At 67.6% G+C, this 13,600-nt stretch carries 13 protein-coding genes; 6 read left to right on the forward strand and 7 right to left on the reverse strand.

Translation table 11 applies throughout. From position 1 onward, the window contains the following. Positions 1 to 76 precede the first annotated feature (76 nt). The 5 genes from CHU93_RS16600 to CHU93_RS16620 form a co-directional block, all read right to left on the reverse strand. Positions 77 to 1,540, reverse strand: coding sequence for an amidase family protein (locus tag CHU93_RS16600; protein WP_165768788.1), 1,464 nt, complete (start codon positions 1,538 to 1,540; stop codon positions 77 to 79). Positions 1,541 to 1,969: 429 nt separating this feature from the next. Next, positions 1,970 to 3,613 carry an amidohydrolase gene (locus tag CHU93_RS16605; RefSeq protein ID WP_094475259.1) on the reverse strand — a complete coding sequence of 548 codons (1,644 nt, stop codon included), beginning with the start codon at positions 3,611 to 3,613 and terminating at the stop codon, positions 1,970 to 1,972. A gap of 12 nt (positions 3,614 to 3,625) precedes the next feature. Continuing rightward, positions 3,626 to 4,156: a GNAT family N-acetyltransferase gene (locus CHU93_RS16610; protein ID WP_094475260.1), complete on the reverse strand. Its 531-nt coding sequence runs from the start codon at positions 4,154 to 4,156 to the stop codon at positions 3,626 to 3,628. Then, the gene (locus CHU93_RS16615; RefSeq protein ID WP_094475261.1) at positions 4,153 to 5,022 is read right to left on the reverse strand and encodes an NAD(P)-dependent oxidoreductase; all 870 of its coding nucleotides are present in this window, start codon (positions 5,020 to 5,022) and stop codon (positions 4,153 to 4,155) included. The genes CHU93_RS16610 and CHU93_RS16615 overlap by 4 nt, the downstream gene beginning before the upstream one ends. Positions 5,023 to 5,054: 32 nt before the next feature. Further along, positions 5,055 to 5,438: an acyl-CoA thioesterase gene (locus CHU93_RS16620; RefSeq protein ID WP_086117948.1), complete on the reverse strand. Its 384-nt coding sequence runs from the start codon at positions 5,436 to 5,438 to the stop codon at positions 5,055 to 5,057. Positions 5,439 to 5,533: 95 nt separating this feature from the next. On the opposite strand from CHU93_RS16620, the gene CHU93_RS16625 reads away from it, so the two are divergent. From CHU93_RS16625 to CHU93_RS16635, 3 genes are all read left to right on the forward strand, one after another. After that, a complete protein-coding gene (locus tag CHU93_RS16625; RefSeq protein WP_086117889.1) occupies positions 5,534 to 6,148 on the forward strand; it encodes a TetR family transcriptional regulator in 615 nt (204 codons plus the stop codon). A 33-nt stretch (positions 6,149 to 6,181) separates the two neighbouring features. After that, on the forward strand, positions 6,182 to 7,429 hold the full coding sequence (locus CHU93_RS16630) for a threonine ammonia-lyase (protein ID WP_094475269.1): 1,248 nt from the start codon (positions 6,182 to 6,184) through the stop codon (positions 7,427 to 7,429). A gap of 112 nt (positions 7,430 to 7,541) precedes the next feature. Beyond that, complete coding sequence (locus CHU93_RS16635; protein ID WP_094475262.1) at positions 7,542 to 8,276, forward strand: arginyltransferase; 735 nt, start codon at positions 7,542 to 7,544, stop codon at positions 8,274 to 8,276. Positions 8,277 to 8,846: 570 nt separating this feature from the next. Here the strand turns inward: CHU93_RS16635 and CHU93_RS16640 are convergent. Beyond that, positions 8,847 to 9,791, reverse strand: a complete 945-nt coding sequence (locus CHU93_RS16640) for a LysR family transcriptional regulator (RefSeq protein WP_094475263.1) — start codon at positions 9,789 to 9,791, stop codon at positions 8,847 to 8,849. 101 nt (positions 9,792 to 9,892) lie between these two features. Here CHU93_RS16640 and CHU93_RS16645 point away from each other — a divergent pair, with 101 nt between their 5' ends. Further along, positions 9,893 to 10,189 (forward strand): hypothetical protein, encoded by a 297-nt coding sequence (locus CHU93_RS16645; protein ID WP_094475264.1) that lies wholly within the window; start codon positions 9,893 to 9,895, stop codon positions 10,187 to 10,189. A 90-nt stretch (positions 10,190 to 10,279) separates the two neighbouring features. Here CHU93_RS16645 and pgi read toward each other — a convergent pair whose 3' ends face one another. Next, a complete protein-coding gene (gene pgi, locus CHU93_RS16650; protein ID WP_094475265.1) occupies positions 10,280 to 11,797 on the reverse strand; it encodes a glucose-6-phosphate isomerase in 1,518 nt (505 codons plus the stop codon). Positions 11,798 to 11,881: 84 nt separating this feature from the next. Here pgi and rnc point away from each other — a divergent pair, with 84 nt between their 5' ends. Then, positions 11,882 to 12,607 carry a ribonuclease III gene (gene rnc / locus CHU93_RS16655; RefSeq protein WP_094475266.1) on the forward strand — a complete coding sequence of 242 codons (726 nt, stop codon included), beginning with the start codon at positions 11,882 to 11,884 and terminating at the stop codon, positions 12,605 to 12,607. Continuing rightward, on the forward strand, positions 12,604 to 13,518 hold the full coding sequence (gene era / locus CHU93_RS16660) for a GTPase Era (protein ID WP_094475267.1): 915 nt from the start codon (positions 12,604 to 12,606) through the stop codon (positions 13,516 to 13,518). Before rnc ends, era begins: the two co-directional genes overlap by 4 nt. Positions 13,519 to 13,600 lie beyond the last annotated feature (82 nt).

Below are 13,600 nucleotides of genomic sequence, written 5' to 3' on the forward strand. Positions count from 1 at the left end.
CGGCGGTTCAATAGGGGCGAATTGCCGCCTGCATAACGGATGAACCGGCAAAATCCACCGCAAAGCGGCAGCCGGTTCAGCCAAACCAGATCGGCGGCCGCCGCTGCGCCCAGGGCGCCGCCTGTTCCAGCTGGAAGGCCAGATCGAGCAGCCGGGCATCATCGCCGCGCCGCCCGGCAAAATGCATGCCCAGCGGCAGGCCCGATGTGGTGGTCATGATCGGCACGCTCATCGCAGGCGCGCCGGTCAGATTCTGCACCGGGGTATAGGCGACGATGCGCATCATGTCGGCCATCACGTCGGCCGGCGGGCGGTGATGGCCCAACAGGCCCACCGGAATGGCATGGCGGGCCAGCACCGGGGTCAACAGCAGGTCATGCTCGCGGAAACTGGCGTTGTAGGCATCGCGATAGCCGGCCAGGCGGCCCATCAGCGCCCCGGCATCGGCGGGCGACACGCCGGCGCCCATGCCAGCCAGATAGCGGGTGAGTGGCTCCAGCCTGGCCACGCCATCGGCACCGAACGCCTTGTTCACACCGGCCACCGCGCCGGCCGCGCCCATCGCCCACAACAGGGTGAAATCGCGGGCAAAGGCCTGCGGATCAAACGGCCAGGCGACATCGAACACAGTGTGGCCCATGGACTTCAGCAGCTCGCGGGTGCGTATCAGGCCGCCCAGAACCTCGGCATCGGGCTGGGCATTGTCGGCCCCGGCGGTGATCACCCCGATGCGGAAGCGTGCCCCCACCGGGCCGCTCAGGCGCGGGATCGCCACCATGCCGGGCACATCGGCGCCCTGCAGGCTGGCCATGGTCAGCGCGGCATCACGCACGCTGCGGGTCAGCACATGGTCCACGGCCACCTCGGCGGGATTGTCCTCCTTCTTCTGGCCGGCCAGCCGGTTGCGGCTGGGCTTGAACCCGAACAGGCCGCACAGATTGGCCGGGATGCGGATCGAACCGCCGCCATCATTGGCATGGGCCAGCGGCACCACCCCGGCCGCCACGGCCGCCGCGCTGCCGCCCGACGATCCGCCGGTGGAAAAATCCGGGTTCCACGGGTTGCGGGTGGGCCCGTGGGACAGGGGCTCCGTCACGCACATCAGGCCGAATTCCGGAGTCGCCGTCTTGCCGATGGGGTTCACGTTCATCTGGCAAAAGGCATCGACAAACCGCTCGTTGGCGGTGGCCGGCGGCACATTCTCGAACGCCCGGCTGCCGTTGCGGGTTGGCCAGCCCTTGTAGTCATTCAGATCCTTGATGAAAGTCGGGATCGCCGGCGTGCGCTCGCCGGCCGGCAGGCGCGACACGGCACCGGGCCTGTCAATCAGGATGGCGAAATTGAGCTTGGCCTGCGCCGCCTCGGCCCGGTCCAGCGCCGCCAGCACGGCCTCGCGCGCCGTCGTCTCCCCGCTGCGGATGCGGGCGGCAAGCGCGGTGGCATCATCGGCCGCCGCCGGTGTCTGTGCCAGGGCCGGTGCTGCTGCCAGCGCAGCACCACTGGCCAGCAGTTGCCGGCGGTTCATGCTGAAATCGGCCATGTCCAACCTCCCCATATTTTTGTGGAGACTGGCATGCCATGATCCGTCACGCCAGCAAGAAGCGCGGTCACCGCCGCACGGGTTGCGGTCACCGGCGCGCAACCTGCGGTCACCGCGCACGCAATGGCGGGCACAAGATTGGCCACTTCTGCCACACAAAATGGCCTGCGAATCCCAACATTCCACCCAATCCGGCCGCCGCCGACATTTTTTCCGCTGCATTTTCAAGGGCCTGAACCATGACCTGTCCTACACGCCCCATTTCAGGCGATAATCACCCCGCTCCCTGAAAATTCAGCAAAAATCCTCCTCCCCAGCCGCAGGATGGGGAGGTGGCACGCGAAGCGTGACGGAGGGGCCGGCAAGCGCGGTCCTATCCGCCCCCTCCGCCCTGCGGGCACCTCCCCCAAAAGGGGGAGGATCAAAGCCTCACTTGCGCTGGAACACCTGCTTGCCTGCCAGCCAGGTGCCGGTCACCTTGATCGACCACAATTCGCCTTCCGGCGCGGCGAACGGGTCGCGCTCCAGCGTGATGAAATCAGCCCACTTGCCCGGCTCGAGCGTGCCCACCTTGTCTTCGGCATGGCCGGCCCGCGCGGCCCAGATGGTGAAGCCGGCCAGCGCATCCTTCAGGCTCAATTTCTCCCACGGGCGCCAGCCGCCGGCCGGCAGGCCGTCGCGCGATTGCCGGGTCACGGCGGCGTGGACGCCGAACATCGGATCGGGCGGTTCCACCGGGAAATCGCTGCCCAGCGCCAGCTGCGCGCCGCTCTTCTTCAGCGCGGTCCAGGCATAGGCGCCGCCCAGCCGGTCCTCGCCCAGCCGGGCTTCGGCCATGCCCTTGTCCGACGTGGCATGGGTGGGCTGCATCGAAGCGATGACGTTCAGGTCAACAAAGGTGTGCAGATCGCCCATGTCGAGGATCTGGGCATGTTCGTTGCGGTGGCGCAAGGCAGCGCGCTCGGCCGCCGGCACCGCGGCAAAGGCCGCCATGGTCGACCGGTTGGCCTGGTCGCCAATGGCGTGGACATTGACCTGGAAGCCATCGCGGCTGGCTTCGGTGATCAGCGTCTTCAACTGATCCGGGTTCAGGATCTGCAGCCCGCGGGTGTTCGGCATGTCGGCATAAGGCTTGATCAGATAGGCGCCACGGCTGCCCAGCGCCCCGTCCGACACCAGCTTCATCGATTGCATCGACAGCGTGTCATTCCAGCCCCACTTGATGGGGCCCTTTGGGGCGATCGCCTTGCGGTTGTCTGGGCCATAGGCCATCACATACAGCCGCGCCGTCAGCCGGCCGCTTTCGGCAAAGCGCACGAACCGCTTCCACTCGGCCACCGACGCGCCAGCATCATGCGCACCGGTCAGGCCGACTTCGGCCATGGTCTCCAGCGACTTCTGCAGCACCAGCTCCATGCGCGCCTCGTCATCGGCGGGCACCACCGCGTCGATCAGCGCCATCGCCTTGTCCACGAACACGCCGGTCGGGTTGCCGGCGGCATCGCGGATGATCTGGCCGCCGGGCGGGTCCTTGGTGTCCCGGGTGATGCCAGCGGCCTTCATGGCGGCGGTGTTGGCCCAGCCGGCATGGCCGTCCACCCGGTCAAACCAGGCCGGGCGGTCGCCGGTCACGCTGTCCAGCTCTGCCGCGGTTGGAAAGCGCCCGATCAACTTGCCATCGGCATACCAGCGCTCCTGGTTCCAGCCGCGCCCGATGATCCAGCCGGCCGCGGGCATGCCGGCCTTGATGCGGCCCAGCGCCTCGGGGATGGAGGCGGTGTCGCGCAGATCGACCACCAGTTTCAATTCGCCCAGCCGGGTGACATGGCCATGCGCATCGATCAGGCCGGGCCACAGGGTGGCACCCTTCATGCCCACCCTTGTGCCGGCCGGCAGCGCGGCATTGGCCGGCAGCGTCGCCTTCACCTTGCCGTCATCGCCCACCACCAGCGCGGCAAAGCGGTGCAGGTCGCCCTTGCCATCCAGCGTATAGCCATTGGCATTGTGGTACACCGTATCGGCCAGCGCCGGCAGCGACACCCCAAGCGCCAGCGCAAACAACAGTTTCTTCATGATATTCCCCGTTTATTTCAATGCTTTGGACATGAAAATCCAATGCGGGTGCATGATCGCCGGCACCTCCACCTCAGGATAGGCCGGGATGCGGGCAAAGCCCAGTGTTTCGTAAAGTGCAATTGCCGCCGTCAGTGTCGGCGCCGTGTCCAGGAACATCTGTTGATAGCCAAAGGACCGGGCATCGGCGATCAACCTGTCCACCAGCTGCCGGCCCAACCCGCGCCCGCGCGCCGCTTCGCGCACATAGACGCGCTTCATCTCGCAAATGCCCGGCCGCACCGGCCGCACCCCGCCCATGCCGATCGGCACGCCAGCATCCTCCACGATGTGGAACAGGCTTTCCGGCGGCCCGTTGCCGACAATTTTCGGAAGCGATTGAGGAAGATAGGCTCGAATATCGCCGCCGGGGAAAATATCGGCCAGCGTCACCGGAAAGCGGGCGGCCACGCCGTCGAACACGAATTGCAGATATTCGGCATTCAGATCGATCAGCAGCGCAGCATCATCGGGCAGCCGCGCCTGGCGCCAGTTCAGGCTCATCTCACCAACCGGCGGATCAGGCTGGAGGTGTCGTTGCGGTTGCCGCCCATGGCCTGCACATCGGCATAGAATTGATCGACCAGCGCCGTCAGCGGCAACGGCACGCCCAGGCGCCGCGCCTCGTCCAGCGCCAGGCCGAGATCCTTGCGCATCCAGTCCACCGCAAAGCCGAAACCAAATTCGCCCCTCACCATGGTGTGCGCCCGATTGTCCATCTGCCAGCTTTGCGCCGCACCCTTGGAAATCACCGCCACCACCGCATCCATGTCCAGCCCGGCCTTCAGGCCCAGCGCCAGCCCTTCCGACAGGCCCTGCAGGATCCCGGCGATGCACAACTGGTTGACCATCTTGGTCAATTGCCCGCTGCCGGCCGGGCCCATATGGCCAATGCGGGTGGCATAGGCGGCCATCACCGGTTCGGCCGCGGCAAAGGCGGCGTCACTGCCGCCCACCATGATGGTCAGCTTGCCATTCTCGGCCCCGGCCTGCCCGCCCGACACCGGTGCATCCACCACCAGCAACCCGCGCGTTTCGCCCTCGCCGGCCAGCCGGCGGGCAATGGCAGCCGAAACGGTTGTGTGATCGATGAACAGCGCACCGGGCGTCATGGCGGCAAAGGCGCCATCCGGGCCCAGCGTCACCGCCTCCAGATCGGCATCGGCGCCGACGCAGGCAATCACCACATCGGCCCCCGCCGCCGCCTGGGCCGGGGTGGCGGCGCTGCGCCCGCCATGGGCGGCAACCCAGGCCTCGGCCTTGGCCAGGGTGCGGTTGTAGACGGTGAGGGTGTGGCCGGCGGCAGCCAGATGCCGGGCCATCGGCGCCCCCATCACGCCCAGGCCCAGATATGCGATGTTCATGCCCATGGCCGGGGGCTTAGACCCCGCTGGGCGCGGTTTCAATCAGGCAGAAACAAGGAAACGACGTCGCGGGCCAGGCGCGCCGGGCGCATGGTCGCCACATCGATGCAGCACCATGTGCTCTTCACCTCGGCAATCACCTGCTCGCCGCGCTGGAACAGGGTGGTGAAAAACGCTCGCGCGCCCTGCACGCCATCGGCCACCACATTGGCAACGACATCATCGTCCAGAAAGGCCGGCCGCCGGTAACTGATATTGTGATTCAGCGCGACCCACAGATGGTTGGCCACGGCGTCCGCCGGCGCAGTGTTCTGCCAATAGGCGACCACGGCATCCTGCACCCAGCGCAGGTAAACCGCGTTGTTGACATGGCCCATGTGATCGATGTCGGCCGCTGCCACTGCCACGTCATGCCGATACATCACACCGCCTCCTGCCAGAAACATGATAAATTGCTCATGTTTTTCGGGGCCGGTCAAGTCTTGACCAGCCGCGCTCACCGCCGCCATGGAACCATATGACCAGCAGCCCAACCCTGCGCCGCCGGCCGGTGCAGGCGCGTGCCCAGGCCCGGTTCGATCTGATCCTTGGCACCGCCGCCGCCATGGTGGCCGAGGCCGGGGCAGAGGCGCTGAACACCAACCATCTCGCCCGCCGCGCCGGCATCCCGGTGGGATCGGTCTATCAATATTTCCCCGACAAGGCCGCCCTGCTCACCGCGCTGGCCCAGGCCCAGGTAAGCGCCTTCGAGGCCCGGCTGACCATGCCGGCCGATCCCGATCCGGCCCGCTGGAATCTCGTGGCCGAAGTGGAAAAGGGCGTGGGCGCGCTTGCCGATTTCGTGGCCGAAAACCCGGCCTTTCCACAGCTTTATCTCGCGGCCCGCGCTGGCGGCGGCGGGGCGGCGGCCATGCTGGATGGCGGCGCGGCGCATTTTGCCGCCATCTTTGCCGCCCGCGCGCCGCAGATCCCGGCCGAAACCCGCGCCCTCCATGCCCGGGTGGTGGTGGAAAGCGCCCAGGCCCTGCTCACCCTTGCTGCCACCGGCCCGGATGCGGCCGGCGAGCTGCCCCGGGTGCGCGCCGAGGTGGTGGCGCTGATCACCCGCTATCTTGCCCCCTTCTACGGGTAGCGCGGCCGGCCCTGCGGCGTTATGGAGCAGGGCATGAACGTGCACACACCCGAAACCCAGGCGGCCAGGCTGCCCATCACCGTCGCCGATGTGGAGGCTGCGGCCGCCAATATTGCCGGCGCGGTGATTCGCACGCCCTGCCTGAAATCGGAAACGCTGAGCCAGCTGACCGGGGCGCAGGTGTGGCTGAAGTTTGAAAACCTGCAGTTCACCGCCGCCTACAAGGAACGTGGTGCCCTGAACCGCCTGTTGAGCCTGACGGCGGAGGAGCGGGCCCGCGGGGTGATCGCCGCATCGGCCGGCAACCATGCCCAGGGGCTGGCCTACCACGCCCGCCGGCTGGGCATCCCGGCCACCATCGTGATGCCGCGCTTCACCCCGATCGTGAAGGTGCAGCAGACCGAAAGCCATGATGCCAACGTGGTGCTGTTCGGCGAGAGATATGACGATGCCAGCGCCCATGCCCTTGAACTGGCCCAGAAAAAGGGGCTGGTCTATGTGCACCCCTTTGATGACCCCAAGGTCATGGCCGGCCAGGGCACGGTGGGCCTGGAAATGCTGGAGGATGTGCCGGAGCTCGACACGCTGGTGGTGCCCATCGGCGGCGGCGGCCTGATTTCCGGCATCTCCACCCTGGCCAAGGCGCGCAACCCCGATATCGCGGTGATCGGCGTGCAGGCCGAGCTCTATCCATCCATGTATGCCGCCATGAAGGGCCAATCGGCGCTGTGCGATGGCGACACGCTGGCCGAAGGCATCGCGGTCAAGACACCAGGGCGGCTGACGCAGGAGGTGGTGCGCGCCCTTGTGGACGATATCGTGCTGGTGGGCGAACGCGATCTGGAACGCGCCGTTTCCCTGCTGCTCGGCATCGAAAAGACCGTGGTGGAAGGCGCTGGCGCTGCTGGCCTCGCTGCCCTGCTCGCCCATCCCCGCCGGTTCAAGGGCGCCAAGGTGGGCCTGGTGCTGTGCGGCGGCAACATCGATACCCGCCTGCTGGCCAACGTGCTGCTGCGCGATCTGGCCCGCGCCGGCCGGCTGGCCCGCCTGCGCATCCGCCTGAAAGACCGGCCGGGTCAGTTGTTTGAAGTCGCCCGGATTTTCGATCAGCAACAGGTCAACATCCTCGAAGTCTATCACCAGCGGGTCTTCACCAATCTGCCGGCCAAGGGCCTGATCACCGACGTGGAATGCGAAACCCGCGACCGCGATCACCTGGAACGGCTGATCGAGGCGCTGCGTGCGGCGGGCTATGATGTCCGCATGGTGGAGGCGGACTGATTGCCCCCTTGCGCTGCCGCAAGCCTGCGCTAGCATCGCCGTTAACAGGGTTGGGGACTGGCTGCGGTGCGCGGCCGGCCCGTTGCAGTGTGAGGGCTGAGGGCTTCCGGGTGTGACCGACCAATCCTATCGATTCCCACGGTTTTTTGTCACGGCCCCGTCGCCGTGCCCCTATCTGCCCGGCCGCACCGAACGCAAGGTTTTCGCCGAACTGAAGGGCGATGATGCCCAATCCATGTCCGAAGCGCTGGGCCGAATCGGGTTCCGGCGCAGCCAGAATGTCGTCTATCGCCCCAGCTGCGAAGGCTGCCAGTCGTGCGTGTCCGTCCGCGTGCCCACCGCCCGCTTCCAACCCGGCCGCAGCCAGCGCAAACTGTTGGCCCAACACGCCGATCTGGACGTGCATGCCTGCGAACCCTGGGCCACCGAAGAACAATGGGCCCTGCTGCGCCGCTATCTCGCCGCCCGCCACCCCGGCGGCGGCATGGCCGCGATGGACGCCCATGATTTCGCCGACATGATCGAACAATCCCCGGTCGATACGGTCATCGTCGAATATCGCGAACCCACCAGCGATGGCCGGCTGGGTCGCCTTGTCGGCTGCTGCCTCACCGACAAGCAATCCGATGGCCTGTCGATGATCTACAGCTTCTATGAACCCGATCTGGTCCACCGCCCCGGCCTGGGCAATTTCATCATCATGGACCATATCACCCGCGCCGCCCGCGCCGGCCTGTCCTATGTCTACCTCGGTTACTGGATCGAAGGCTGCAACCGCATGGCCTACAAAACCAGATTCCGGCCCGTCGAAGCCCTGATCGGTGGCCAATGGCGGGAACAAGCCTGATCCCCATTTGACACAATTGACGAAAATCCCGGGATTCCAGAAAATAATCCCGCCTTTTCAACAAGGCCTGCCACCGGCCCACGCGACACATCTCGCGCCGTGTCACACCGCCAGGCCCACTGGGCGCATCCCAGCGGGCAGCGCCATGATGACAGGATTGGGCCGTGTAGGACAGCGGGCGGACCACAAACGGGCCTAGGCTCCGGATCAGGTCCGGGGTGCCGTGGCAGCAGGCAGGCATCGGCCCAAGGGAGAACGTCGTCATGCTGGCGAAGGCCTGCATCCATATTGAAACAAGCCCCGGCTGACCCGGTGATGGGTGCAGGCTGCACGATGGATGCTGGCCTTCGTCAGCATGACTGGGGCCGGTGTCCCTCGACAGGCTCGGGATGAGCGGGGGCTTTGGTGCGGATGCCGCGACGGCGGGCGGCTCCCCCGGCCCCTCCGTCACGCGTGCCGCGGGCCACCTCTCCATCCTGCGGCTGGGGAGGACCGATGGCGGGCGGGTGCGTGTGAAAGGGAATGGGTCAAGGGTCTGTGACCCTTGCCGCCGGAGGCATGACGTTCCCCTCAGGCTTCCGCGATCAGGTCGTTAAGGACGCCGGAGGCGACGGCGGCCTTCACATGGTCGATGAAGGCGCGCAGTTTGGGGAGGACCTGTGCGTGGCCGGGGTAGTGGAGGAAGAGGCCGGGGCTGGAGGGGGAGAGGCCGGGGAGCACGGTTTCGAGGGCGCCGCTGTGGAGTTCGTGGAGGACCAGGGGCTCGCTGACCTGGGCGAGGCCGAGGCCGCGGCGGGCGAAGGCGACGACGGAGGCCATTTGGTTGACGATGACGCGGCCCTTGACGGCCACTTCGATGCTGCGGTTGCCGTCGATCAGGCGCCACGGCATCATGGCGCCGCTGGCGAGGCGTTGGCGGATGCAGTTGTGGGCCTTGAGATCGGCGGCGCTGGTGGGGCGGCCGTGGGCATCGAGGAAGGCGGGTGCGCCAACGATGACGAAGCGGAAGGGCGGTGCGAGGCGGACGCTGATCATGTCGGCCTCCAGCAGTTCGCCGATGCGGATGCCGGCATCGTGGCCGCTGGCGGCGAGATCGACGAGGCCATCTTCGCCGGTGATTTCGACGTCGACATCGGGGTAGCGGGCGCAGAAATCGGCGATGATCGGTTCGATCAGCAGCGGCACGACCGAGCGCGGCATGTTGAGGCGGAGCAGCCCGGCCGGGCGGCCGCCGATGCTGCGGGCGCTTTCCCAGGCGCCGTGGAGCATGGCCCAGGCCGGCGCGGCCTGGGCGTGGAACAGGCTGCCGGCTTCGGTGAGGCCGACGGAGCGGGTGGTGCGGATGAACAGCGGGGCGCCGACCCGGTCTTCCAATTGGCGGATGGTCTGGCTGATGGCGGAGGGGGAGACGCCGAGATCGTCGGCGGCTTCGCGGAAGGACTTGCGGTCGGCAACGCGGAGGAAGGCTTCGACGCCGTCGAGCAGGTTTTTCGGGATTGTGTAGTTCTGCTTCATGGGGCGGGAAGGATTGTCCGGATTAACTTGGGTCTGAGTGTGACTTAAAAGCTGGTCATCGGCAAGCCACTCCCTGCCGCCGGATGAAAGGACACCAGACCATGATCAACCGCCGCACCATCGACCGCCTGACCATTGCCACCCTGGCCATTGCCGCTTCGCTGCCGTTCATGGCGGTGAGCCCGGCGCAGGCCGCCCCCGTGGATTGCGCCGCGCAGGTGCAGAGCATCGAGGCGAGCGCCGCCGGCGTGGATGCCAAGGCGGCGGCAAAGGCGCTGCGCACCGCCCGCATAGCCGCCAAGATCTGTGAAGAGGGCAATGCCCACGAAGCGGCGAAGAAGTTCAAGCTGGCCCAGAGCCAGCTGGGCGCCCCGGTGCAGCTGGCCGAGCGCCGCTGAACCCGCCCGCTGACCCGCCCGCCGGGCACCCCAAAGCCCGCGGGTTTCGCGGCGGCCACCCTGCCCCCGGGTGGCCGCCGTTTTTTTGCGTTACAGCCCAGCCAGCGCCACCAGGCGGGCGGTGGAGGGATCGAAGCCGAGATCCTCGCCGGCGATGAGGGCGTTGGCCATTTCCTTGCCCAGTTCCACCCCCCATTGATCGAAGGGGTTGAGGCCGAGCAGCACGGCGGCGGCGAAGGTGCGATGTTCGTAGAAGGCGATGAGGGCGCCCAGCGTTTCGGCGTCGAGCCGATCGAGCAGCAGCGTGGCCGACGGGCGGTTGCCGGGGAAGGTCTTGGCGCGGGCCAGGGCCGGATCGCCGCCAGACAGAGCGAGCGCGGCATCGAAGCTGCGGCCCTTCAGCAGCGCGGCGCCTTGCGCCAGCATATTGGCGAGCAGCTGGCGGTGGTGGGTGGCGGGCAGGCCGTGGCCCGGCTGTTTCACGCCGATGAATTCGATGGGGCCGATAGCGGTGCCTTGGTGCAGCAGCTGAAACACCGCGTGCTGGGCATCGGTGCCGGTGCCACCCCAGGTGATGGCGGCGCTGGCGCCGGGCAGCGGATCGCCATCGCGGCTGACGCGCTTGCCGTTTGATTCCATCTCCAGCTGCTGCAGATAGGATGGCAGCAGGCGCAGCCGTTCATCATAGGCGAAGACGGCGCGGGTCTGCTGGCCCTGGGCGTGCGCGGCCCAGACATCGGCCAGCGCGGCGAGCACCGGCAGGTTGCTGGCCAGCGGCGCGTCGCGGAAATGCGCATCCATGGCCGCCGCGCCGGCGCGCAGGGCGGCAAGCGTGGCCGGGCCGCAGCGCAGGGCGAGCGGCAGGCCGACGGCAGACCAGAGTGAATAGCGGCCGCCGACGCTTGTCGCGAAATCGAGCACGGTGCCGGCACCCCAGGCGCGGGCGCGATCAGGGCGGGCGGTGATGGCGATGCACCCGGCGCGGGGATCGGCGACGCCGTGGGCGGCCAGCCAATCGAGCGCGCTTTGCGCGTTCGTCATGGTTTCGGCGGTGGTGAAGGTTTTGGAGACGATGACCAGCCGGGTGCGGTGCGGATCGCAGGCGGCCATGGCGCGGGCCAGCGCCTCGCCATCGATGTTGGCGACGACGTGGATGTTGGGGCCATCACCGTCACGGCCGAGGGCGTCGATCAGCAGGGCGGGGCCGAGGGCGGAGCCGCCGATGCCGATGTGGATGACATCGCGCACGCCCGCCGAGCGCAGGGCCTCTGCGCAAGCGGCGACGGCGGTTGCGGAGGCGGCAGCGGTGGCGACATGATCGGCGCGGCCCTGCCCGCGTTCGGCCATGTGGGTGGCGGCGCGGCCTTCGGAGGGGTTGACGATTTCGCCGGCGAACAGGCGGGCGCGCCAGCCGGGCAGATCGGCAGCGGTGGCGGCGGCGAGCAGTTGATCGAGGATCGGCAGTGGCAGCGCCAGGCGGGACAGATCGGCGTGGAGGCCGGCGACGGTGAGGGACAGGCGGTCAAGCCGGTCAGGCTCGCCCACGAACAGGGACGGGATGTCGACCGGCTGGGCGCCGGCCGCGCGGAGGGCGGCAAGATGGTCCATGAGGGTGGTTTTCCGCGCCCGGGGCCGGCTTGTCCAGCGGCTTTCGGCTTGACCAGGGCGGACGATGCGCTCAACGGGGGCGCGATGGCACGCAAGACGAAGCCTCCGCCTGATGGCGGCATTGGCCGGGCCGAACGGCTTGAGCGGCTGGCCGGCTGGGCGCGCGACGTGCTGGGCCATGATTTTGCCGATGCCGCCCTGATCGACCGGGCGTTGACCCATGGCAGCGCGACGCGGGTGCCAGGGCAGAGTTACCAGCGGCTGGAGTTTCTGGGCGACCGGGTGCTGGGCTGTGTGGTGGCCAGCCTGCTCTATGGCCAGCATGACGAGCCGGAGGGGCGGTTGACCGCGCGGCTGCACGCCATGGTGGAAGGGCCGGCCAACGCGCGGGTGGCGCGTGGCTGGGGGGTGGAGCCGTTGATCGCCATGGAACCGGTGAGCCGCACCAAGGGGCTGGCCGCCAGCGACAATGTGCTGGGCGATGTGGCCGAAGCGCTGGTGGCAGCGGTGTATCTGGATGGCGGCTGGCCGGCGGCGGCACAATTGGTGACGCGCCACTGGGGCCCGATGATGGCCGCCGATCAACCCTATCTGAAGGATCCCAAGAGCAGCCTGCAGAATTGGGCGCTGAAGCGCCGGCTGGGCATGCCGGAATATCTGGTGATCGACCGGCAGGGCCCGGATCACGCCCCGCACTTTACCGTGGCGGTGACGGTGCGCGGCCAGGCGCCGGCCCATGGCCAGGGCCGATCGCGGCAGGAGGCGGAAAAGGCTGCCGCCACCGCCCTGTTGAACAATCTGGAGGCATGATGGACGAAACCACCATTGAGATCACGCGTTGCGGGGCTGTGGCAGTGGTGGGCGCGCCCAACGCCGGCAAATCCACGCTGGTGAATGCCCTGGTGGGGCAGAAGGTGGCGATTGTTTCGGCCAAGGTGCAGACGACGCGGCAACGGCTGGTGGGCATTGCCGTGGCGGGCCAGGCGCAATTGCTGCTGGTCGACACGCCGGGGATTTTCCGGCCACGCCGCCGGCTGGACCGGGCGATGGTGAAGGCGGCTTGGGACGGCACCGATGATGCCGATCTGATCGCGCTGGTGATCGATGCCAAGGCCGGGTTGAAAGGCGAAGTGCCGGCCATCGTGGAGGCGCTGGCCAACCGGCGGGAGCGCAAATATCTGATCCTGAACAAGGTGGATATCTGTGTGAAGGAAAAGCTGCTGGTGCTGGCGCAGGAGCTGAATGCCCGCGTGGCGTTTGAAGAGACCTTCTTCGTTTCAGCCAGCACGGGCGACGGGGTGGCGGGTTTGAAGGCGGCGCTGGCCGCCGCCATGCCGGCCGGGCCCTGGCATTATCCCGAAGACCAGTTGAGCGATGCCACCACCCGCCTGATGGCCAGCGAGCTGACGCGCGAGCAATTGTATCTGCAGCTGCATGCCGAACTGCCCTACAGCGCCACCATCGAGACCGAGAAATGGGAGGAGCGGCGTGACGGCAGCACCGCCATCCACCAGCAGATCATCGTGGAGCGGGACAGCCAGAAGGCTATCGTGCTGGGCAAGGGGGGACTGCGCATCCGCGAGATTGGCGCGGCGGCGCGGGCGGCGATCAGCGAGCTGACCGGGCGGCCGGTGCACCTGTTCCTGCACGTGAAGGTGAAGCCCGATTGGGGGGATGACCGCAGCCTCTACAGCGCGGTGGGCCTGGATTTCGTCGATTAGGCCGCAGCCAGGGCACGCTTGCGGCGCAGGCTGGCGCCAACCAAGCAACCGTGGAGGCTTTGAGTGTTGCGTTGAGGATTGT

The organism is Sandarakinorhabdus cyanobacteriorum, assembly GCF_002251755.1.
In the GTDB taxonomy this organism is placed as follows: Bacteria; Pseudomonadota; Alphaproteobacteria; order Sphingomonadales; family Sphingomonadaceae; genus Sandarakinorhabdus; species Sandarakinorhabdus cyanobacteriorum.